This is a genomic window from Devosia sp. (genome assembly GCF_040509215.1).
Taxonomy (GTDB): domain Bacteria; phylum Pseudomonadota; class Alphaproteobacteria; order Rhizobiales; family Devosiaceae; genus Devosia.
On record NZ_JBEVLL010000059.1, the window covers coordinates 1 to 22,088 of the forward strand.

21 protein-coding genes are annotated in these 22,088 nt (G+C 62.3%); 12 read left to right on the forward strand and 9 right to left on the reverse strand.

Annotated features, from left to right (window positions below; genetic code table 11):
* Positions 1-39 precede the first annotated feature (39 nt).
* From ABW043_RS03330 to ABW043_RS03345, 4 genes are all read right to left on the reverse strand, one after another.
* Complete coding sequence (locus ABW043_RS03330) at positions 40-2,043, reverse strand: methyl-accepting chemotaxis protein (protein WP_353919818.1); 2,004 nt, start codon at positions 2,041-2,043, stop codon at positions 40-42.
* A gap of 120 nt (positions 2,044-2,163) precedes the next feature.
* Positions 2,164-2,556 carry a cupin domain-containing protein gene (locus ABW043_RS03335; RefSeq protein ID WP_295412656.1) on the reverse strand — a complete coding sequence of 131 codons (393 nt, stop codon included), beginning with the start codon at positions 2,554-2,556 and terminating at the stop codon, positions 2,164-2,166.
* Positions 2,557-2,569: 13 nt separating this feature from the next.
* Positions 2,570-3,109 (reverse strand): ATP-binding protein, encoded by a 540-nt coding sequence (locus ABW043_RS03340; protein WP_353919819.1) that lies wholly within the window; start codon positions 3,107-3,109, stop codon positions 2,570-2,572.
* Complete coding sequence (locus ABW043_RS03345; RefSeq protein WP_353919820.1) at positions 3,106-3,939, reverse strand: methyltransferase domain-containing protein; 834 nt, start codon at positions 3,937-3,939, stop codon at positions 3,106-3,108. The genes ABW043_RS03340 and ABW043_RS03345 overlap by 4 nt, the downstream gene beginning before the upstream one ends.
* Before the next feature lie 49 nt (positions 3,940-3,988).
* On the opposite strand from ABW043_RS03345, the gene ABW043_RS03350 reads away from it, so the two are divergent.
* The 6 genes from ABW043_RS03350 to ABW043_RS03375 all read left to right on the forward strand — a co-directional run bounded on the left by ABW043_RS03350 (position 3,989) and on the right by ABW043_RS03375 (position 7,719).
* Positions 3,989-4,795, forward strand: a complete 807-nt coding sequence (locus tag ABW043_RS03350) for a ComF family protein (protein WP_353919821.1) — start codon at positions 3,989-3,991, stop codon at positions 4,793-4,795.
* A 33-nt stretch (positions 4,796-4,828) separates the two neighbouring features.
* Positions 4,829-5,083 carry a glutaredoxin 3 gene (grxC, locus tag ABW043_RS03355; RefSeq protein ID WP_353919822.1) on the forward strand — a complete coding sequence of 85 codons (255 nt, stop codon included), beginning with the start codon at positions 4,829-4,831 and terminating at the stop codon, positions 5,081-5,083.
* Between the two features lie 20 nt (positions 5,084-5,103).
* Positions 5,104-5,931, forward strand: coding sequence for a carbon-nitrogen hydrolase family protein (locus tag ABW043_RS03360; RefSeq protein ID WP_353919823.1), 828 nt, complete (start codon positions 5,104-5,106; stop codon positions 5,929-5,931).
* 63 nt (positions 5,932-5,994) lie between these two features.
* Positions 5,995-6,420, forward strand: coding sequence for a DUF1178 family protein (locus tag ABW043_RS03365; RefSeq protein ID WP_353919824.1), 426 nt, complete (start codon positions 5,995-5,997; stop codon positions 6,418-6,420).
* Positions 6,417-6,776, forward strand: coding sequence for an MmcQ/YjbR family DNA-binding protein (locus ABW043_RS03370; RefSeq protein ID WP_353919825.1), 360 nt, complete (start codon positions 6,417-6,419; stop codon positions 6,774-6,776). Before ABW043_RS03365 ends, ABW043_RS03370 begins: the two co-directional genes overlap by 4 nt.
* A gap of 76 nt (positions 6,777-6,852) precedes the next feature.
* Complete coding sequence (locus ABW043_RS03375) at positions 6,853-7,719, forward strand: aldo/keto reductase (RefSeq protein ID WP_353919826.1); 867 nt, start codon at positions 6,853-6,855, stop codon at positions 7,717-7,719.
* On the opposite strand, the gene ABW043_RS03380 is transcribed toward ABW043_RS03375, so the two are convergent.
* The 4 genes from ABW043_RS03380 to ABW043_RS03395 all read right to left on the reverse strand — a co-directional run bounded on the left by ABW043_RS03380 (position 7,716) and on the right by ABW043_RS03395 (position 13,347).
* Entirely contained in the window at positions 7,716-8,690 is a 975-nt protein-coding gene (locus ABW043_RS03380; protein WP_353919827.1) for a VOC family protein, read from the reverse strand. The genes ABW043_RS03375 and ABW043_RS03380 overlap by 4 nt on opposite strands.
* Positions 8,691-9,027: 337 nt before the next feature.
* Positions 9,028-9,855 carry a glycosyltransferase family 25 protein gene (locus tag ABW043_RS03385; RefSeq protein ID WP_353919828.1) on the reverse strand — a complete coding sequence of 276 codons (828 nt, stop codon included), beginning with the start codon at positions 9,853-9,855 and terminating at the stop codon, positions 9,028-9,030.
* A 4-nt stretch (positions 9,856-9,859) separates the two neighbouring features.
* Positions 9,860-11,713 carry a dihydroxy-acid dehydratase gene (gene ilvD / locus ABW043_RS03390; protein WP_353919829.1) on the reverse strand — a complete coding sequence of 618 codons (1,854 nt, stop codon included), beginning with the start codon at positions 11,711-11,713 and terminating at the stop codon, positions 9,860-9,862.
* Positions 11,714-12,222: 509 nt separating this feature from the next.
* Positions 12,223-13,347, reverse strand: coding sequence for a diguanylate cyclase domain-containing protein (locus ABW043_RS03395; RefSeq protein WP_353919830.1), 1,125 nt, complete (start codon positions 13,345-13,347; stop codon positions 12,223-12,225).
* A 179-nt stretch (positions 13,348-13,526) separates the two neighbouring features.
* Between ABW043_RS03395 and ABW043_RS03400 the strand changes: the two genes are divergently transcribed.
* Complete coding sequence (locus tag ABW043_RS03400) at positions 13,527-14,255, forward strand: DNA alkylation repair protein (protein WP_353919831.1); 729 nt, start codon at positions 13,527-13,529, stop codon at positions 14,253-14,255.
* Between the two features lie 3 nt (positions 14,256-14,258).
* On the opposite strand, the gene ubiG is transcribed toward ABW043_RS03400, so the two are convergent.
* Positions 14,259-14,999 (reverse strand): bifunctional 2-polyprenyl-6-hydroxyphenol methylase/3-demethylubiquinol 3-O-methyltransferase UbiG, encoded by a 741-nt coding sequence (gene ubiG, locus ABW043_RS03405; RefSeq protein WP_353919832.1) that lies wholly within the window; start codon positions 14,997-14,999, stop codon positions 14,259-14,261.
* 245 nt (positions 15,000-15,244) lie between these two features.
* Here ubiG and ABW043_RS03410 point away from each other — a divergent pair, with 245 nt between their 5' ends.
* From ABW043_RS03410 to ABW043_RS03430, 5 genes are all read left to right on the forward strand, one after another.
* Positions 15,245-16,510, forward strand: a complete 1,266-nt coding sequence (locus ABW043_RS03410) for an aspartate kinase (protein WP_353919833.1) — start codon at positions 15,245-15,247, stop codon at positions 16,508-16,510.
* 69 nt (positions 16,511-16,579) lie between these two features.
* A complete protein-coding gene (gene ptsP, locus ABW043_RS03415; protein WP_353919834.1) occupies positions 16,580-18,847 on the forward strand; it encodes a phosphoenolpyruvate--protein phosphotransferase in 2,268 nt (755 codons plus the stop codon).
* Between the two features lie 173 nt (positions 18,848-19,020).
* Positions 19,021-20,097, forward strand: a complete 1,077-nt coding sequence (prfA, locus tag ABW043_RS03420) for a peptide chain release factor 1 (RefSeq protein ID WP_353919835.1) — start codon at positions 19,021-19,023, stop codon at positions 20,095-20,097.
* A complete protein-coding gene (gene prmC, locus ABW043_RS03425) occupies positions 20,094-20,948 on the forward strand; it encodes a peptide chain release factor N(5)-glutamine methyltransferase (RefSeq protein ID WP_353919837.1) in 855 nt (284 codons plus the stop codon). Before prfA ends, prmC begins: the two co-directional genes overlap by 4 nt.
* A 341-nt stretch (positions 20,949-21,289) precedes the next feature.
* Positions 21,290-21,982 carry a DUF4167 domain-containing protein gene (locus tag ABW043_RS03430; RefSeq protein ID WP_353919836.1) on the forward strand — a complete coding sequence of 231 codons (693 nt, stop codon included), beginning with the start codon at positions 21,290-21,292 and terminating at the stop codon, positions 21,980-21,982.
* The last annotated feature ends 106 nt before the right edge of the window (positions 21,983-22,088 follow it).

Genomic DNA, 22,088 nt, shown 5'->3' on the forward strand with positions numbered 1-22,088 from the left:
GATGGGAGAGATGTCGGGGGGGAGGGCGGGCGCTAGAACCTAGAACTCGCTCCAGTCCTGCGAGATAGCGGCGTTGCCCTGCGACAGATAACGGCTTGCGGCAGGCTTGGCCGCCACCGCGGGCTTGGCCCGCGCAGCCACTGGCCTTGGTGTAGTCGAACCGCCATCGAGCCTGAAAATATCCACGACGCCGTCGAGTTCGCTCGCCTGGCCCTCGGTTTGCTCGATGGCGGCATTGGTCTCTTCCACCAGCGCGGCATTGTGCTGGGTCATCTCGTCCATCTGCCGCACGGCGACGGCGACTTCGTCGATAGCGGAAGCCTGCTCGCGGCTGTCGCGGGCAATGCCGTCCATCAGGGAATTGCTGGAGCGGGCCATGTCGAGCATGAGATTGAGCTTTTTGGCGGCCTCGATAACCAGCAGTGAGCCGCTGGCGACCTCGCGGCCGCTCTGCTCGACGAGGTTCTTCACATCGCGCGAGGCTTCGGCCGTCGACTGGGCGAGACGGCGCACTTCCACGGCGACGACGGCAAAGCCCTTGCCGGCTTCGCCGGCACGCGCGGCTTCGACCGACGCGTTGAGCGCCAGAAGGTTAGTTTGGAAGGCGATGTCGTCGATCAGCCCAATGATGTTGGAAATGCTGGCCGACGAAGCCGAGATGCGCTCCATGGCGGCCGTGGTGTCGCTCATCACCGCGCCACCTTCTTCGGCGGCAGTGGTCAGGGCGCCGGAAGCCCTGCTGGCTTCGCCGGCGCGCTCGGCATTCTGCTGCACGGTCGAGGCAAGCTGCTCCATGGCAGCGGAGGTTTCTTCGATCGTTGCGGCCTGGCGGGTGGTGCGCTCGGCCAGGTCATTGGTGCCGGATAGGATTTCGCCGGTCGCGGTCTTGAGGGCGCGCGAGGTATTGCGCAGGCGGCCGACGATTTCGGTCAGGCGATCTGCGACCGCGTTGGTGTTGGTCTTGAGGCGGGCAAAGGCGCCTTCATAGTGCCCCTCTACGCGCTTGTTGAGGTTGGCATCGGCCAGGGCCGACAGCACCTCGCCGCTTTCATTGAGGCCGCGATCGACGGTTTCAACGAGGCCATTGAGGCTCGAAGCGATGGCGTTGAGCCCGTCGTCACCAAAATTGCCCGAGACACGATAGGTGAAATCGCCACGGCTGGCGGCTTCAACCACGGTGTGCACCTCGGTTGCCAGGCGATCCATGACTTCGGCACGGTTGACGAGGGCGCGAGCGCGCTCGGCTTCCTCGGCACTGAGCGCGGCAATCTGGCGGGCGTTTTCGCGGAAGACTTCGACGGCACGGCCCATATTGCCGATTTCGTCGCGGCGGGCCGCTTCCTCGATGGTGATGTCGAGCTGGCCGTCTGCCAACAGTTCCATCTTCTGGGTAAGGGCGCGGACCGGGGCGACGATGGCGCGGCGCCCGATGAGAATAGAGAGGATGAGGCCAAGGATGATACCGGTCCCGGCCGTCGCGACGACCACGATCAGCGCGGTATTGGCGCGTGCTTCAGCATCGGCGCGCATGGAAGCCATCAGCTCGCCCGAATAGGTGCTGTAGAGCTTTACGGTATCGGTCACGACCTTCTGGGCGGTCAGCGCTTCATCGAGGGCGGCGCGAATCCGGGTCATGTCGCCGGCCGGCGTGACCGCGAGCATGGCGTCGATCTTGCCGAAATAGGCCGACATGACCGGCTTGATATCGGCAAGGAGCTGCAATTCCTTGGCGTCGGCGGCAGCTTCGATCTTCGGGAAGCGGCCGAGCATTTCCTCGCTGCGGCGCTTGGCTTCGGCGACGAAATCTTCGGAGCGCTCCGGGGCCATGGCGAGCTGGTAGGTCATGCGCGAAATGGCGATGATATCCATGCGCAGGTCCATTGCTTCGCGCGCCGCCTCTTCCTTGGCGCCGACGGTCAGCATGGTGTCCTTGAGACTGGTGATTTCGCGCCAGCTCACCGTGCCGAGAATCACGGCCGCGGCGGCCATGACGACGATGGTGAGAAGGAATTTCTGGAGGATGGGCATATGCTTGAGGGACATGGCATTCCTGTGGCCGCATTCTGCGGACCGCTAAAAATCTCACTTCCTCCCGAACGCCCTTTGGGCTTTCCGTCCAGTTCTAGGGTGGCTTGGATAATTTTTGGTAAGCGCGCGCAAAGACTATAGGCGGCTGGCGCTTTCGGGCAGCAGCACGACGCTTTCCTGCTCGTTGGGGTCGGTCCGGGCGATCAGGGCGCGCGCAATGCTGTCGGTCGGGTTGAACGGCTGATGGGGCACGCCGGCCGGGATGTAGACATAGTCGCCCTGGTGGACTTCATCCAAAAATTCGAGATTGGGTCCGTGATAGAACGAGGTCGAACCTTCGAGCTGATAGATGGCCGTCTCGTGGTTCTCGTGAAAATGCGGTTTGGCCTTGCCGCCGGGCGGCAGCACCAGCATGTGCAAGCAAATGCCGGTTGAGCCGGCGCTCTCGGCTGAAATACCGGAAAAATAGTCCATGCCCTGCTTGCCGTGAAAGCTCAGGCTGCCCCGGATAACCTTGCACTCTTTCATAGTCGCCTCCCGTTCAGTTGAGACGATAGGCTCCGCTTTCGAGCGCCGCAATGACAGCGCCGAGCGTGCTGCTGCGATCAAGACCGGTCGTGTCGAGCACATGCCTGCCATAGGCGCCGAGATCGGCGAACTGGCCATGAAGGTCGGCAACCACAGCTGGGTCGGTGAGGCTGTCGCCGCCGCGCGCCGTGCAGCGGGCAATGGCCTCTTCGACCTTTGGACGCAACACGAGATAATGAAGCGGCAAGCCAAGCGCTTCGAAGGCCGGCAGCCACCAGGGGCGCACTACGCCATCGAGCGCGACAAGATAGCCATGGCGTGCATAGCGGCCTGAAACATCGGCGGCGATCTGACAAACCATGCGGTTCTGCTCGTCCGATTCCGGCAACCAAGGCGGAATATGCCCGTGCTTGATATTGCCCCAGAAATCGTCGGAGTGGACGTGGACCTTTGGCACGCCCGGCAGATGCGCCAGCGTGTCGGCCACGGTGGTCTTGCCCGAACCCGGAGAGCCGGAAATGATGGCAATATGGCCAGCAAGATCGAGCATCATTCGCCCTTTTTCAGAACATCGCCGAGGCTGACCTTGGCACTGCCGGGGCGTAGCGGCTTCTGCTGGCTTTCATGGGGCACCCAGCCGGCGAGCCAAATGACTTCGAGGGTAGCGCGAACGCGACCATCTTCATCGGCTGAAGCCTCCTGATAGGCGGCAGCCGCCTGAGTGAGGAGAGCCTTCGTCGCAAAGCGCCGGGGCCGGTCAGTTAGCGGGTTTGCCGCGCCCAAGGCCTTGAGTTCGGCCATCAACGCAAAAGCATTGGCATAGCGGACGCGATGGGTCTCGACGTCGGCGACGGGTAGGGCAAAGCCGGCGCGCTGCAACAGGGCCCCGGCATCGCGCACCTGAGCCATTGGCGCGACGCGCGCCGAGGCGCCGCCCGCGACGGCTAGGTCAGCCGCAAGGAAGGCCTCGCGTAGTTCAGAAAGGCTTTCTCCGCCGATCATGGCGACCAGCAATAGCCCATCGGGACGCAGCCGGGCGCGGAGGCGCGCCATATGGCCGGGCACGTCATTGACGGCCTGAAGGTGAAGCAGGGAGACGATGAGATCGAAATTTCCCTCGGGCAGAGCGGGGAAGTCGTCCTCGCCGGCAAAGGCCTCTACCGGGTGAAAGACGACGGTACCGGACGCGGTGGCGACCTGTTGGGGCAAGAGGTCGACATCGGGGGCTATGAGAACGGCGTCGGCGAAATTGCGCATATGGGCGCCAAGCCGATCTGCGAGATCGTCAAACACCAGATCGCGCACGAAATTCTCACGCGCGGGGCGCCGCTTGAGGTTGCGGACGAGCTGGGCGGGATCGAACAGGCGGGGCGGCTGGGACAAAACCGAAACTTCTCAAAAGAACTGGCCGATGGGGCGGCCTTGAAGCACTATGGTCCTTATGGAGAGCGGGGCGCGCGAAGTCAAAGGCGGGGGCCTTTCGGGCAAGGTGCTGCAGGGCGGGCGGCGGCTTGCCATGGCGCTGCTCGACCAGCTCTATCCGCCAGTCTGCGCCGCCTGCGGCACGCCCATCGCCGAAGGTGTCGGCCTCTGTCCAAAATGCTTTGCCGGCATGGCGCCGATTACCGCGCCGCTCTGCCCGGTGCTTGGCCTGCCTTTCGAGGTATCGCTGGGGCCGGACGCGGTCAGCGCCGAAGCCTTGGCCGATCCGCCGCCCTTTGCCCGCGCCCGCGCCGTCATGCGCTATGGCGCGGTGGCGCAAATGCTGGTGACGCGCCTCAAATATGGCGACCGGACGGAGCTTGCCCAGTTTTGCGCGCGTCTAATGGTGGGTGCGGGGCATGAGTATTGGGGCGCAAGGCCGCTGCTCGTCCCGGTCCCGTTGCATCAGAGCCGGCTGCGCTTTCGTCGCTACAACCAGTCCTACCTCCTGGCGCGGGCCCTCGGCCGCCAACTCGGCCTCGATGTCGATCCATTCCTGGTAAGACGTCACAAAAAGACCCGCTCGCAGATCGGGCTCTCGGGAGACGGTCGCGCGCGAAACGTGCAGGGCGCCTTTTCTGCCCATGCCGATGCGCTGGTGCGCATAAGGGGGCGGCGCGTGGTGCTAGTGGACGATGTCTATACGACCGGGGCGACCGTTAAGGCGGTTGCGCGGGTCTTATTGCGCAATGGAGCGAGCGAAGTTGATGTTCTGACCTTTGCCCGCGTTGTCAGCGGCGAAGAAGTCCCCATATAAGGAGCCAACCCAATTATTTGGAGCCCCAGATCCATGGCCACAGTTGAAATCTACACGACCCCGACCTGCCCCTATTGCCACGCCGCAAAGGCGTTGCTCGAGGACAAGGGCGTCGATTTCACCGAAATCACCGTGCTCGATCCAGAACTGCGCGAAGCCATGACACAGCGCGCCAATGGCCGCCGCACCGTGCCGCAGATTTTTGTCGGCGAAACCCATGTCGGTGGTTACGATGATATGGCGGCCCTCGACCGCGCCGGTGGGCTCGACCCGCTGCTAGCCCAGTAGTTCGTTCCAGGTTCCAAAACATGAAAATCGCCGCCATCCAGATGCGTTCGGGCCTTGATCCGGAAGCCAATCTTGCTGCGCTCGAACCTCTTCTTACCGAGGCTGCGGCGCAGGGCGTCGATTATGCGCTGACCCCGGAAGTGACGATGATCTTCCCGGAAAACCGGGATCAGTTGGCTTCTGTAGCGGCGCCCTTCGAGGGGCATCCGCAACTGGCCAAGGTGGGGGCGTTGGCAAAGCGTCTGGGCATCCACATCCATATCGGCTCGCTGCCCATTCCGCTCGAAGACGGCCGCTTTGCCAATCGCTCGGTGCTGTTCGCGCCGAGTGGCGAGCAACTGGCGACCTACGACAAGATCCATCTCTTCGATGCCGATATTGCCGGCCTCAATGCCTATCGCGAGAGTGCGACCTATAAGGGCGGCGAAGACGCTGTCACCGTGCCGCTGGACCCGTTCACCCTGGGTTTTTCCATCTGCTACGACATGCGCTTTCCAAAACTCTACAACACGCTGGCCAATGCCGGGGCCAACCTCATCGCCGTGCCGGCGGCCTTCACCGTGCCCACGGGCCAGGCGCACTGGCACGTGCTGTTGCGCGCCCGGGCCATCGAGACCGGCTCCTATGTCATTGCGGCGGCGCAGGGTGGCACCCATGCCAATGGGCGGTCGACCTATGGCCATTCGCTCATCATCGACCCATGGGGCAAGGTCATCGCCGAGCTCGACCACGATGAGCCGGGCGTGCTGGTGGCCGAGATCGATCCTCAGGCGGTGGTGGAAGCGCGGCAGCGCATTCCGGCGCTCGCCAATGCGCGCGATTTCGCCAAGCCCAGTTTGCACGGTTGAGCCCGGCTCCTATATGCTAGGACTAGGGCGCGGCTCCGGCGCCGGACAAGAAACGACAAGAACGTGATCCAGTACGCACTCCAGTGTTCGAACGGGCATCGCTACGATGCCTGGTTCAAAAGCGCTGCCGCCTATGACGAGCAGAAAGCGCGCGGCATCGTCAATTGTGCCGTGTGTGGCGAAGCTCGTGTCGAAAAGGCGCCGATGGCGCCAGCGGTGGCGCGGACCGACAATGAGCGCGTGCCGCTTTCGTCCGCGCATCCCGACGCCAAGAAGTTTCGCGAGATGCTGCGCGAATACCGCAACAAGGTGACGACGGAAGCCGACTATGTCGGCGATCGCTTCGCCGAAGAGGCGCGGAAAATCCATTTCGAGGAAGTCGAAGCCCGCGGCATTTATGGCGAGGCCACGCGCGACGAAGTTGCGGCCCTCCTCGAAGACGGCGTCGATTTCCTGCCGCTGCCCGACGTCCCTGAGGAACATAATTGAACCTCTACAATCGCGCCCAATACGACAAGGCCTTGGCCGAACTTGCGGGCGTGACCTTTGTAGATCAGTGGGATGCGCGCGTCGCCAAGGTCGGCGGCAAGGTTTTTTGTCTCCTTTCCGACGCAACGCCGCTACGGCTGGTGTTCAAATGCGGCGAAGATAGCTTTGATATCCTGACGGCCCTTGAAGGCGTCGAGCAGGCTGCCTATTTCGCTAAGCGCCAATGGGTCTCGGTGACCGAGGGCTCGCCCCTCAGTGCCGACGACCTTCTCGCCTATATCGGGCGCTCGCACGCTCTGGTTGCCAAGGGGCTGACAAAGAAATTGCGGGCAGAGCTCGGTATCCTCGAGGGCTGAAATTCAAAATCCTTGCTTGGGGTCGCGCGCCTAATGGAGGCCGCTGCCTTTCGCATCCCTCTATGGAGTGATTGAGATGACCAAACTCGACGCAAGCCTGTCGGGCAGCTTTGCTATCGGCGGAGACCTAAAGGTCAACCGCCTTGGCTTTGGTGCCATGCGCATCACCGGCAAGGGCATCTGGGGGCCGCCGGAAAACCACGACGAAGCCATCCGCGTGCTGAAACGCCTGCCCGAAATCAATGTCGACTTCATCGACACTGCCGAAAGCTACGGTCCCTATATCAGCGAAGATCTGATCGCCGAGGCCCTGGCGCCCTATTCAAAGGGCACTATCGTTGCCACCAAGAGCGGCCTCACCCGCACGGGTCCCGATGAATGGCACCAGGTCGGCCGCCCCGAATTCCTGCGCCAGGGCGTCATGACCAGCCTTCGCCGCCTGAAGCTCGAGCGTCTCGATCTCTGGCAGTTGCACCGCATCGACGCCAAGACGCCGCGCGCCGATCAGTTCGAAGTCATCGCCGCCATGCAGAAGGAAGGCCTTGTCCGTCACGTCGGCCTCTCCGAAGTCAGCGTCGCCGACATCGAGGAAGCCCAAAAATACTTCAAGGTCGCGACCGTCCAGAATCTCTACAATTTCGCCAATCGCAAGAGCGAAGCGGTGCTCGACTATTGCGAGAAGAACGGCATCGGCTTCATTCCGTGGTTCCCGCTGGCCGGCGGCGATCTCGTCGAAGGCCATGACGAGGCCAAGGCGATCCTTCAGAAGCACAATGCGTCGGGCAGCCAGATTGCGCTGGCCTGGCTCCTCAAGCGCTCGCCGGTCATGCTGCCCATTCCGGGCACGGGCAAGGTCAAGCATCTCGAAGACAATGTCGCCGCTGCGGCCGTAAGCCTCAGCGACGAGGATTTTGCGACGCTCGATGGGATCGCCGGCCGCTAAACGGCCAGCACGATACCAAGGCCAGTACCCCAGGGGTCGGAAACCGAGAGGTTTTCGGCCCCTTCTTTTAATTCGATGCCAGCGGTCGACAGCCGCGCCTTTGCTGTGTCCAACACCGACTGATCCGCAGCAAGGAGATTGAAGCCGGCTAGGCCCGTGGCTTGCGGATTGCGCTGGCCCGCCCCGGCGCTCTGCCAGGTGTTGAGCGCGACGTGGTGATGATACCGCCCCGAGGACAGGAACACGGCATCTGCCCGACCGCTGGTGATGTCGAGCCCGAGCGCGGCCGCATAGAAGGCACGGGCGTCCTCGATATTGCCGGCGCGCAGGTGGATATGACCGATGCGCATGCCAGTAGGGGCGCCGACAAAAGTGTCATTCTCGGTATCGGTCAGGGCGAGGAGGCCGTCGAAATCGATCGCCTCGGTGCCCATGATAACCGTGTCGCCGTTCCAGCTCCAGAGTTCGGGCGCCCGGTCGGCATAGACCTCGATGCCATTGCCCTCGGGATCGTCGAGATAGACGGCTTCGCTAACCCGGTGATCGGCAAAGCCGGAAAACTGATATTGCGCCATCGCCGTGTGCACGAGCCAGCGCGCCAGTTCGGCGCGAGAGGGCATCAGAAAGGCGGTGTGATAGAGCCCGGCCTCGCTGGGCGGCTCCACGGGCGCATCGGGGCGGTGCTCGAGCGTGACGAGCGTCATGCCATCGACACCGAGCAGCGTCGTATCCGACGTTGTTTCGAGAACGGAGAGACCGAGAATCTCCGAATAGAACCGTGTCATCAGCTCGGCATCACGCACGCGCAGGGTCACGTCGCCGACGTGAAGCGGCGTCGAGGTCGCAAAGAGCCCGTCATACTCAGGCAGGATCGAGAAGCTGCCGCCTTCGGCCCGCAGCGCGCCGGTCAGGGCCGCCGAGGCGGTGGCGGCACCGGCAAGGCGCAAGAGGTGGCGGCGATTGATCGGCATCATCTGTCTCCCAGTTTGCGCTCTGGCTAGCATGGAGGCTTCAGGGCGAGGCGACACAGATTAGTGTTCGCCAGGGTATCGAGGCGAACGCTGCGTTCGCTCGTGCGAAACGTCGGCCTGTCCGATGGCTCGAACGCACGATCTCACAACACCATGTGTTAGCAGGCGGTGGGGCGATCCAATGATTTTGGGAGGTTAGGGTCGGCCCAATAGGGAGGGTGGAATCCCCGCTATCGGGCCTGACCAGTCCAGCTGTCTTGGCAGACCGCTGAGTGGCTGAGCGGGGCTTTAGCACCGCTGTTCTTGCTTGTCACGCGATTGTCGTAAGAAGGTCGGATCAATCGGCCTTGAACGGGACAAGCACCTTTCTCGCGCCGCCCACAATTGTGTGAAACTGCCGTTGCGACCCATACACGATCTCGGTCTTGAATATGCCAGCGATCTTGCGGAAAGCCCGCTGCGCCCAAGGCAGTGGAAGCGGCTTTTCGTGCTGCTTGCGCGGCTCTGCCAGGTCACTGTCTTGACGATTGCGGTCTAGACGATCGTGCTGAACAGCTAATCCCGGAACGCAGTGCCGCACGACCAAAAGTCGTGAAAGCGATTGATAAGGATTGAACAGCGCGCCGTCAGTCTGCAGCCGAAGGAACTCGCCGCTGTCGAGGATTTTTTTCGCCGCGTGACGCGAAACGAGATAGGCGGCAGCGCCGGCACACCAGCTCCATGAGCGGCGAATATCAATTCCTTCTATGGTACGCTCGATCGAGGGCATCAGCCGCTGACCGTCAAGATAGGTTTCGAGCCGCAGAATGTCATAGTGTCCGGGCTGCGCATCCACCGCTTCCAGAAATCTGGGCAGCGAGCGCGACATCTGAACGTCGTCTTCGAGAATCAGAGCTTGCTCTGCATCGCTGGCGAGAAACGTCTCCAGCGCCTTCAGGTGGCTGAGGCTGCAGCTCAACTCCGCTTGTGTCATCCAATCCCAGTTATGTGGGGCACAGTGTCTGGTCTTCTGGTCCTCAGAGAGGTCAGAGGGTGTTACGGCCGCTATGCGCTCGGCATGTAAACCGAGACTACGGAATTGCGTTTCCATTTCCAACCGGCGATCCGGTCGCCGGTCAAGATTGATGAAATATATCCGCAAGGGAGATGCGCTCCTAACTTCCAACCGCTTAGTTCCAGAGCTTGTCGATGGCCTTGGTGTCGCGCACGGCGCCCTTGGCGGCCGAGGTCACGAGAGCGGCGTAGGCCTTGAGCGCGGTGGTCACCTTGCGCTTGCGCGGGTGAACCGGCTTCCAGCCAAGCTTGTCCTGTTCGGCGCGGCGGGCGGCCATTTCGGCATCGGACACCAGCACGTTGACGGTGCGGTTGGGGATGTCGATCTCGACGATGTCGCCTTCGCGCACGAGGCCAATGGCGCCGCCCTCGGCCGCCTCAGGCGAAGCGTGGCCGATGGAAAGGCCTGAAGTACCGCCGGAGAAGCGGCCGTCGGTGAGGAGCGCGCAGGCTTTGCCGAGACCCTTCGATTTGAGGTAGCTCGTGGGATAGAGCATTTCCTGCATGCCGGGGCCGCCCTTGGGGCCTTCATAGCGGATCACCAGCACGTCGCCGGGCTTGATCTCGTTGGAAAGGATCGCCTTGACGGTGGAATCCTGGCTTTCGAAAACGCGGGCCGGGCCGGTGAATTTCAGGATCGATTCGTCGACGCCTGCCGTTTTCACGATGCAGCCTTCAAGTGCGATATTGCCCTTGAGCACGGCAAGGCCGCCGTCCTTGGAGAAGGGGTTTTCCGGCGAACGGATAACGCCATTGGTGCGGTCGGTGTCGAGGTCGGTCCAACGGTTGGACTGGGAGAAGGCTTCCGTCGTGCGCACGCCGCCGGGCGCGGCCATGTAGAAATTGCGCACGCTTTCCGAATTGGTGCGGGAAATGTCCCACTTGTCGATGGCATCGCCCATGGTCGCCGCGTGAACCGTCGGTTCCCCACGATTGATCAGGCCGCCGCGGTCGAGCTGGCCGAGAATGGCAAAAATGCCGCCGGCGCGGTGGACGTCCTCCATGTGCACGTCGTTCTTGGCCGGAGCCACTTTCGAGAGCACGGGAACGCGACGCGACAGGGCGTCGATGTCGTCCATGGTGAAGTCGACGCCGCCTTCATGGGCAGCCGCGAGGATGTGCAGCACGGTATTGGTCGAGCCGCCCATGGCAATATCGAGCGCCATGGCGTTTTCAAACGCCTGCTTGGTGGCGATGGAGCGCGGCAGCACGGTTTCGTCGTCCTGCTCGTAGTAGCGGCGGGCGAGATCGACGATCAGGTGGCCAGCTTCCTGGAAGAGGCGCTTGCGGTCGGAGTGGGTGGCGAGCGTCGAACCATTGCCCGGCAGCGACAGGCCAAGGGCCTCGGTGAGGCAGTTCATCGAATTGGCGGTGAACATGCCCGAGCAGGAGCCACAGGTGGGGCAGGCGGCTTCTTCGACGGCCTGCACTTCCTCGTCGGTATAGTGGTCGTCGGCAGCCATCACCATGGCGTCGACAAGGTCCAGCGCCTGCAGCTTGCCCTTGACGATGGCCTTGCCGGCTTCCATCGGGCCGCCGGAAACAAAGACCACCGGGATGTTGAGGCGCATGGCGGCGTTGAGCATGCCGGGCGTGATCTTGTCGCAATTGGAAATGCAGACCATGGCGTCGGCGGTATGCGCATTGACCATGTATTCGACGCTATCGGCGATGATGTCGCGGCTCGGCAGCGAATAGAGCATGCCGTCGTGGCCCATGGCGATGCCGTCGTCCACGGCGATGGTGTTGAATTCCTTGGCAACGCCACCGGCTGCCTCGATCTCGCGGGCAACGAGCTGGCCCAAATCCTTCAAATGGACGTGACCGGGCACGAACTGGGTGAAGGAATTCACCACCGCAATAATGGGCTTGCCGAAATCGCCGTCCTTCATGCCGGTTGCGCGCCACAGGCCACGCGCGCCGGCCATGTTACGGCCATGAGTGGTTGTGCGGGAGCGATAGACAGGCATGGCGGTTTCCTCAATACGTTGTCGCCGGTGGGGCCGGAGTTCCCTATTCTTTAGACCCATTCCAGGGCCGCTTCAAGGATTTTCCGTACCGTACCGTACGGTACGGCTGCTTCGATGAGGTGAGTGGTGACCTGCTGTCGTGTCGCATGGTGCGAGAAGATGGACGGACCCCGGAGCAGCATTCGCCTCGAAGTATTTTGTTAGATGAAGCGGATACCGCTCCGGAGTGCCCTCTTTTCGGGCGGGAACTATCGGCGACTTTTGATCGCTCGTCGCAAGCGGCCAGCCCCGAACGTGCATGGGAGACGATCCCCTGCCGGGCCCCCTCGCTACTGTCGTCTGCAGACCGTCCATGCGAGGTTGGATGAGGGTATTATGAGGGTATATTTGGCGGTGGGGATAAGATGGATAAATCTTGGCCGGCTTACGCTTATTGTGATGTTCGGGGGCCGGCCACGAACAGAATCCCACGGCGAACGCCGCTGGAAGCGCTTGGTCATGGTTTTTCGTTAGATGCCTGCGAGAACGTGCGTGCCGCGGCCGCGGTGCTTGGCGCGATAGAGCATGGTGTCGGCCTGTGCCAAAGCCAGGTGCGGATCTTCCCCGAGCGGGGCGCCGCCGATGCTGACCCCGATCAGGGCCTTTCCGCCTTCGGGTAGGTCGAAAGGCTGAGCGAGGGCGACGGTCAGGCGTTCGGCGAGGGGACTGATGCGGTCGGGCGGATAGTCTTCAAGGATCAGCACGAACTCATCGCCGCCCAGCCGCCCGACGAGATCGGACAGGCGGACATTGTCCTTGAGCCGCTGCGCCACGGCCTGCAGCAGGGCATCGCCAGCGCCATGGCCGAAACTGTCGTTGACGCCCTTGAAGCCATCGAGGTCGAGATAGAAAAGGTAGGGCGGATGGGTCTGAACGGGTTTGCGCGGGCCGGGGCGATCAGTCGCCAATTGCTGGAGCGTGCTCATCACCTGGGCGCGATTGGCAAGGCCGGTCAGGGCGTCGTTATAGGCAAGATAGCGGCTCGTTGCCTGGGCCTTGATCAGGCTCGCGAGGCGTTGGTGGCTGGTCTTGATCAGCAGCATCAGTCCGCCGACCCAGATCGGGGCATGGATGAACACCATCAGCATTTCCGGAGGCCCGGAAACGCCGGCCGCGACGATAAAGGGCACCATGACGATCAGGGCCTGGACCGTCGCGAAGCGGGGAACGCCGCTATTGGTGATGCAGAAGCCGAAGACGAGGCCGGTCACCACCAGCGCGCCGAGCACGACGATGGCCAATTGCCCGCTCGAAATGGCGGCGACGCCGGCAAGCCCGATGCCGACGGCGTAGAGGAGGCCCGCCTCGACAACCATGCGCATGGCGCTTTGGCTTTCGGGCGTGGCGGCGGCGCGCGCCAGCGAATGGAGGCGAAGCGCCAGCGCGGCGGCAACGGCGGCACCCACCCATATGCCCTCGAGCGGGTCCTTGAGAAAGCCGATGGCGGCGACCAGAATGATCACGCTGGCAGCGCCCAGGGCGACTGCGGCCTTGCTCGTCACGAGCGTGCGGCACAGTTCGGCGCGAATATTTTCGTTGCTGGGGTCAGCCGGAGTCGTCAGCCAGGCAAAGGCGGCCTGTCTAAGGGTTTCCACGGGCGCTGTCGCACTGAATTGCTGGCTGTCGGACATGGAAAGGCTATCAAGATCCCGATTGCTGATTTGACTGCGCCCCGCCGGTATTTTCGGGGCAGTGTATTGACCAGCCGTTAAGGCAGATCATCGAACTGGACCTGATCACGATTTAGCTGTGGCCTTGGAGGCAGCAACGGAAAATGGCGAGCGCGAGTTTCCCGACGGCGCAAGGTTTTGTCGCTCAGTTGCAGGCCAACCAGTCCGACGAAGAACTGGCCAAGATCGGGCGCTATTTCAAATCGGGCAAAGGCGACTATGGCGAGGGCGACCGCTTCATCGGCGTGCGGATGGGCACGGTCTTTGCGCTCGCCAAAGACCATGCCGACATGCCGCTCGATGAAATCGAGAGGCTGCTCGAAAGCGATATTCACGAGGCTCGCGCCGGGGCCGTCTCGATCATGGCCAAGCAATTTGCCGGCAAGAAAACGACGGAGGAGCGCCGGGGCGAACTGGCCGTGCTCTATCTGCGCCGGCACGACCGGATCAACAACTGGGACTTGGTCGATCTTGGTGCGCCGCAGATCGTCGGGGCCTGGCTGCGCGATAGGGATCGTTCGGTGCTCTATGCGCTTGCCCGCTCAGAAAATCTCTGGGAGCGGCGCACCGCCATGTTCGCGACCATGGCCTTTGTCCGAAAGGGTGACCTCGAGGACGCTTTTGCCGTCGCCGAAATCCTCGTCCACGATCCTCAGGATCTCATCAACAAGGTGGTCGGCGGTGTGCTGCGCGAAACCGGGCGCACGGCGCCGGAGCGGCTGTGCGGCTTTCTCGACAGACATGCCGACACCATGCCGCGCGTAGCGCTGCGCTATGCCATCGAGCACTTTTCCGGCGACGAGCGGGCGCTTTGGCTCAAGCGCGGCAAATGAGGGTCAGGCAGCAGGTCGTTCGGCAAGGATCATATAGTTGACGCCCATATCGGAAGAGAGGCGCCACTCGTCGGCGATTGGGTTGAAGGTCACGCCCTTTTCGTCGGTCACGCTCAGACCATTGCGCTTGAGCAGGCTGCGGATTTCGTCGGGGGTGAGAAACTTCTTCCAGTCATGCGTGCCCTTGGGCAGCCAGCGCAGCACATATTCGGCGCCGAGAATGGCAAGGGCATAGGCGCGGGCGGTGCGGTTGAGCGTGGCGGTGAACATCAGGCCGCCGGGGCCGACGAGATCGGCACAGCTCTTCATATAGAGCGGCACATTGTCGACATGCTCGACCACTTCCATGTTGAGCACGACATCGAATTTCTCGCCCGCCTCAACGAGCGCTTCCGAGGTGGTGTGGCGATAATCGATATCGAGGCCGGACTTATCCGCGTGGATCCTGGCGATGCTGATATTGCGCTCGGCCGCATCGACACCGGTGACGGAGGCGCCAAGCCTGGTAAGGGGTTCGCAAAGGAGGCCGCCGCCACAGCCGATATCGACGATTCTCAGTCCCTCAAGGGGGCGCATGCCCGAGGTATCACGGCCGAAATGGGAAACGAGGTGATCGCGGATATAAGCCAGGCGCACCGGATTGAATTTGTGAAGCGGCTTGAACTTGCCCTTTGGGTCCCACCATTCCTCGGCCATAGCCGTAAATTTGGCGATCTCGGCGTCGTTGATGGTGGTTTCGGACATTGTTGGCTCCTTCTGGTCCTCATATGGCCCAGCTTGAGGGGCGGGTTCAAGGCGCGGGGTGACGCAGGGACGCGATCGCAGGTGACGCTGAGCGTGATCACAGTTGATCCCAACCGCGCTTTGTGGCATTTCCCCGCGCTAATGAAGCGTACCGCCGGGTTCGGCGGGAAGTACTTTGGATTTTCGCGCTGCCGAAACGCAAAAGTGAGACCACTTTTGCCGGTAGTGCTTAGTCGGGGAAAAAAGTGGCCCGTATCGTCGTCAAGTTCGGTGGCACCTCGATGGCCAATATAGAACGCATCCGCCATTCCGCTCTGCATGTGAAGCGCGAAGTCGAAGCCGGCAATGAAGTCGCCGTCGTCGTTTCCGCCATGTCCGGCAAAACCAATGAACTGGTTGGCTGGGTCAACGAGGCGAGCAAATTCCACGACGCGCGCGAATATGACGCCGTGGTCGCTTCGGGCGAGCAGGTCACTGCCGGCCTCATGGCGATTGTGCTGAGCGAAATGGGCATCCAGGCGCGCAGCTTTGCCGGCTGGCAGGTGCCGATCCATACCGATGATTCCCACGGCGCGGCCCGCATCACCGAGATCGATCCGACCGAACTCGACAAGCGCCTGACGGATGGCTGGGTGCCTGTGATCACCGGCTTCCAGGGCATTTCGCCTCATGGCCGCGTGACGACGCTTGGTCGCGGTGGTTCGGATACTTCGGCCGTAGCTGTCGCCGCAGCGGTCGGCGCGGATCGTTGCGATATCTATACAGATGTGGACGGCGTTTACACGACCGACCCGCGCATCGTGCCCAAGGCGCAGCGCATGACCAAGATTTCCTTCGAGGAAATGCTTGAGATGGCTTCGCTCGGCGCCAAGGTCTTGATGATCCGCTCGGTCGAGATGGCCATGGCCCACAAGGTGCGCCTCCTGGTGCGCTCCAGTTTTGACGACCCCAACGCGCCCCAGATTGCGCCCGATGGAAAGCCCGGTGTCCCCGGCACGCTCGTTTGCGATGAGGATGAGATCATGGAAAAGCAGATCGTTTCGGGCGTGACGCTCGCCAAGGCCGAGGCCAAGATCACCCTGCGCGACGTCAAGGACAAGCCCGGCGTCGCCGCTGCCATCTTCGGCCAGCTGGCCGATGAAGGCATCATCGTCGACATGATCGTGCAGAACATTGCCGATGATGGCGCGACCACCGACATCACCTTCACCGTGCCCGACAGCGAATATGACAAGGCGGTCAAGGCGCTCGAAAACAATGGCGGCAAGTTCGAATATGCCCGCCTTTCCGGCTCCAAGGGCGGGGCAAAGGTCTCGGTCGTGGGCGTGGGCATGCGCAGCCACGCGGGCGTCGCGTCTTCGATGTTCAAGGCGCTGGCCGACAAGGGCATCAATATACAGCTGATCACGACTTCGGAAATCAAGACCTCGGTGTTGATCGATGAAGAATATGCTGAGCTTGCGGTTCGCGCGCTGCACACCTATTACGGATTGGACAAGAAGGACGCCTGATCTCGTTTCGAGGGGAAAGGAGCCGCGTCCGAATTAGGGGGGCGGCTCGGCGGGGCTGCCGATAGTGGGATGGTCACGACCATAGGCGGCCCAAGGGTGCTGCTGCGGCAATTGCGCGAAACCATGGCGGAGCCGCTGGCTTCGCAGGCGCGGCTCGACAAGATCGTGGGCCTGATTGCCGACAATATGCGGGCCGATGTGTGCTCGTTCTATGTGCTGCGCGATGACGGCGCGCTCGAACTTTTCGCCACCAAGGGCCTCGCGGCCGAATCGGTTCACATGACGACGCTCCGCCTCGGCGAAGGTCTCGTGGGCCTTATTGCCTCGGAAGCCGAACCCCTCAGCCTCGACGACGCACCCAGCCATCCCGGTTTTGCCTATCGCCCAGAAACGGGCGAGGACAAATATAATTCATTCCTCGGTGTGCCCGTCCTCAGAGCCGGGCAAACCCTGGGGGTTCTGGTCGTCCAGAATGCCGAGCGTCGCCACTATGGCGAGGATGAAACCGAGGCCATGCTGACTACGGCCACAATCCTCGCCGAGATGATCGCGACCTCGGACTTCGACAATCTGATCAAGCCGGGGTCCGATATCGATCTCAGGCGTCCCCGCATGTTCAACGGCGTTAGCTTTACCGATGGAATCGCGTTGGGCACTGTGGTGCTGCACGATCCGCGTGTCGTGGTGGTCAATTTCATTGCCGACGATACCGAGGCGGAAAAGGCGCGGCTCGACAAGGCCTTGGCCAGCATGCGCGTCTCGATCGACGCCATGCTCGACCATGGCGATATGCAGCCCAGTTCCGACCATCGAGAGATTCTCGAAACCTATCGCATGTTCGCCAATGACCGGGGCTGGGTGAACCGGCTGACCGAGGCGATCGAGAACGGGCTTTCGGCGGAAGCAGCGGTCGAGCGCGTGCAGAACGATACCCGCGCCCGCATGCTGCGCCAGACCGACCCCTATATCCGCGACCGGCTGCATGATCTCGACGATCTTGCCAACCGGCTGCTGCGCGTCCTGACCAATACGAGCCAGCCCGCGCACCGCGAACTGCCCGAAAATGCCATTCTCGTCGCCCGTAATATGGGGCCGGCGGAACTGCTCGAATATGATCGCAAGAAGCTGCGGGGTCTCGTCCTCGAAGAGGGTGGCGCGACCGCGCACGTCGCCATCGTGGCCCGTTCGCTCGGGCTCGTGGCGGTGGGGCAGGCCGATTCGATCGTCTCCATGTGCGAAAGCGGCGACGACATCATCATCGATGGTCCGGCCGGCCAGGTGCATCTGCGGCCAACGCCCGATGTCGAGCAGACCTATATCGACAAGGTGCGGGTTTCGGCCAAGCGCCGGGCGCATTACGCCGCGCTCAAGGACAAGCCGAGCATCACCAAAGACGGCGTCGACATCACGCTCCTGCACAATTCCGGGCTCGTGGCTGATTTGCCCATGCTGGACGACACCGGCGCGGTCGGCGTCGGGCTCTTCCGCACCGAATTGCAGTTCATGATCGCCAGCAAACTGCCGCGGCTGCAGGAGCAGGTGGATCTTTACGCCGAAGCAATGGCGATTGCCGGCGATCGGCCCGTGGTCTTCCGTCTGCTCGATATCGGCGGCGACAAGGTCGTGCCCTATCTGCGCTCGATGGCCGAAGAAAATCCGGCCATGGGTTATCGCTCCATCCGTCTTGGCCTTGACCGGCCGGGGCTGTTACGCACCCAGGTTCGCGCGCTGCTGATGGCAGCCAAGGGGCGTCCGCTCAAAATTCTCGTGCCGATGGTGACGGAGACTTTTGAGTTCCGGCAGACCAAGCTCGTGGTCGCCAAGGAAATGGAGCGCCTGCGCCGAGCTGGCGAACCCGTGCCATCGCGGCTCGAACTGGGCGCCATGGTGGAAGTGCCCTCGCTGCTCTTCGAACTCGACCAGATCATGCCCGAGGCCGATTTTGTTTCCATCGGTTCGAACGACCTCGTGCAGTTCCTGACGGCCGCGGATCGCGCCAACCCGCGCGTCTCCAAGAACTATGACGCCATTGCTTTGCCGCGCCTGCGCGCCATGCGGTTGGTGGTCGACGCAGCGCGCCGCCACAACAAGCCGGTGACCATGTGCGGGGAACTGGCAGGCAAGCCGATGGAAGCGCTGGCGCTGATGGCGATCGGCATGACGCGGCTTTCGATGGGTCCGGCCTCGATCGGGCCGATCAAGGAACTGGTGCTTAATGTCGACCTGAAGCCGATCCAGGATTCGGTTGCGGCGGCGCTCAGCATTGGCGCCGATGGAGTGGCGATCCGATCGCTTCTCCAGGAATGGGTAGAAAAACAGAACCTGCCCATGGGCTAGGGCCTCGCCTTTCGGCCGATGCCGGCCTGCAAACGCCGCTTTCTGCGCTCCGGTTCTCGATGGCGGACGTTTTCGTATCGGCCTGGGCCGAATGGCAATGGCCCTAGTTCTGCTTGCGATTGCGGGCGCTGACGACTATCCAAGGCGCCGATAGTGCCTGGAAAGATCCAAGAATGCCCGCTTTGCCTGAGGACAAGCTCGACGCGCTTGCCACCCGTTTCCAATATATCGAAGCTGCCCTTTCCGGCGGCGCGAGCCCGGACGAACTGGCGAAGCTCTCCAAGGAGCATTCCGATCTCACGCCGATCGTGGGTGAGATCAATGCCTATCAAAAGGCCCAGCGCGACCGCGCGGAAGCCGAGTCTCTTGCCAAGGGCCCTGACAAGGACATGGCCGAGATGGCGGCGGCCGAAATCGAAGAGCTCGATGAAAAGCTTGAGCAACTAACGCAGTCGATCCGCCTTCTGCTGCTGCCCAAGGATGAGGCCGACGAAAAGTCGATCATCCTTGAAATCCGCGGCGGCACGGGTGGCGACGAAGCGGCCCTCTTCGCCGGCGATCTTTTCCGCATGTATGAGCGCTATGCAGCGCTGCGCGGCTGGAAGGTGACGCTGATGGAAGAGAGCCCCGGCGAAATGGGCGGCTACAAGGAAGTCATCGCCAATGTGTCGGGCAAGGGCGTTTATGCGCGGATGAAATATGAGTCCGGCGTGCACCGCGTGCAGCGTGTGCCGGCGACGGAAGGCTCGGGGCGCATCCACACTTCGGCGGCGACGGTTGCTGTGCTGCCCGAGGTCGAAGACATTGATATTGATATCAAAAATGAAGATATCCGCATCGATACGATGCGCGCTTCGGGTGCCGGCGGGCAGCACGTCAACACCACAGACTCGGCGGTGCGCATCACCCATTTGCCGACCGGGATCGTCGTGACCTCGGCGCTGAAATCCCAGCACCAGAACCGGGCGCAAGCCATGGTGGTGTTGCGGGCGCGGCTTTATGAAATGCAGCGCGAGGAGCGGGATAGCGCCCGTTCGGCGGAGCGCAAGGGGCAGGTGGGTTCGGGGGATCGCTCGGAGCGCATCCGGACCTACAACTTCCCGCAGGGACGGGTCACCGATCACCGGATCAACCTGACTTTGTATAAGCTCGACAAGGTGATAGCGGGCGAAGCGCTGGATGAATTGATCGAGGCGCTGATCACCGAAAACCAGGCGGCGCAGTTGGCGGCGATGGAGAGTTCCAACTGAGCGAGGATGTTTCCGTAGGCGCGCTTTGGCGGCGCTGGCGGGATGTGCTGGCGGAAAAAGGCGTTGGAACGGCGAGCCTCGATGCCAAGCTGCTGGTGGGGCAGGCGCTGGGTTTTGACGCCCTGCAATTGGCCACGCGCGAGCGCGAGTTGGTTAGCACACTGTTAGCATCTGAGGTCGCCGCGCTGATGCAAAGGCGGCTGACGGGTGAATCGGTGGCGCGGATCATCGGCCACAAGGAATTTTATGGGCTCGAATTCGGCCTCAATGAAGCAACGCTCGAACCGCGACCCGATACGGAACTGCTGGTCGACCTGGCGCTGAAGGCTTTGCCGAAGGGTGGGCGGTTCGTCGATCTTGGCACCGGGTCGGGGTGCATCCCGATCGCGGTTCTGGCCAATCGGCGCGATGCGAGCGGGGTGGCGACGGATATCAATCCGCGGGCGCTGGAAATTGCCAGGCGGAACGCGGAACGGAATGGGGTTTCTGACCGATTGCTCTTCAGCCAGGGCGATTGGTTCGAGGCAATGGGAAGCGAAGACCGGTTTGATCTCGTCGTTTCCAACCCGCCTTACATTTCGTCCGAGGTCGTCGAAACGCTCGAGCCCGAGGTCAGGGAGTTTGATCCGCGGCTGGCGCTCGATGGAGGGCTGGATGGGCTGGGGCCTTATCGCATCATTGCAGCAGAGGCGGCGAACTGGTTGAGGCCGGGCGGAAAAGTGCTGGTCGAAATCGGTTATGACCAGGGCGCCGCGGTTTCGGCGCTCTTTGCCGAGGCGGGGTTTGGCCGAATCAGCGTCGAGAAAGACCTTGCCGGGCTTGATCGTGTGGTTTCGGCGCACCACATCTAGCGTGTTGAAGCGCACAAACCCGGCATAGAATACTTTGTGCTGGTCAAGACCGGTGAAAACCGCTAGCTTGAACGTGCTGTCAATGGCGCATCATGGGCGCCGCGGCGACCACACCCTATATCCAAATCTTGCGGCAGAGGCCGTGCTTGTCCCGAGTGCGGGAGCCAAGTGGATAGAGAAGGCGGATTTTTCCGGGGCGCTGCACGAAAGCATACGGTCTTCATGAAACCAGTATAACCCCATCCTTGTGCGAAGTTCGCGGGATGTGGGGCCAGACCGGCCAAAAGTCCGGTCCGCCCAGATGTGACGCTTAACGATCTAGAGTTAGACAAAGCGACCCGATGAGACCAAACCAGAACAAGAACCGGCAGCGTGGCCGGAACGGTGGACGCAAGCACGTCAATCCGTTGTCGCGCAACTATGAGAGCAACGGTCCGGACGTAAAGGTCCGCGGAAATGCGGCTCATGTCGCCGAAAAATACCTGCAACTGGCGCGCGATGCCCAGTCGTCCGGCGACTCGGTTATGGCGGAGAACTATCTCCAGCACGCAGAACACTATTTCCGTATCGTCTCCTCGGCCCAGCAGGCCCTGAACGGCACGCGCGATGGCCAGAACCCTGACGATAACGAGTTCGATGACGATGTCTCGGATTTGAACTCGCGCTTCTCCTCGCCCCAGCCGGTTCAGGCCCAGGTGAGCCACGAAGCGGAAGAAGAAGCGGCCGCGCCCGTTGCTGCCCAGCCCGAACGGACGGAACGCCCTGAGCGGGCCGAACGTCCCGAGCGGACCCGTCGTCCGCCGGCCGAGCGTCCCGTTGTCGAGCGCCCCGTCGCTGAAGCAGGCGAGGCTGCCGAACCGGTGGCCGCTGCGGAAGACGACGAGCAGGCTCCGCGCAAGCCGCGTGAACGCCGCCCGCGCCGCCGTCGTCCGGCTGGTGCCGAAGGCGGTGTCGATCAGGCAAACGCGCCGCAGCCAGACGTTGGCGAATTGCCAGCGTTTCTGACAGCGGGCACAGCGCCTGCAGCCGAATAAGATCTTTGAGAAGGCCGGGTTTCAGACCCGGCCTTTTTGTTTTAGGTGGCCGCCGCGACGCGACTATTCTCGTCCGGCCTGCGCCTTCACGGCACCTCTGTTTCGG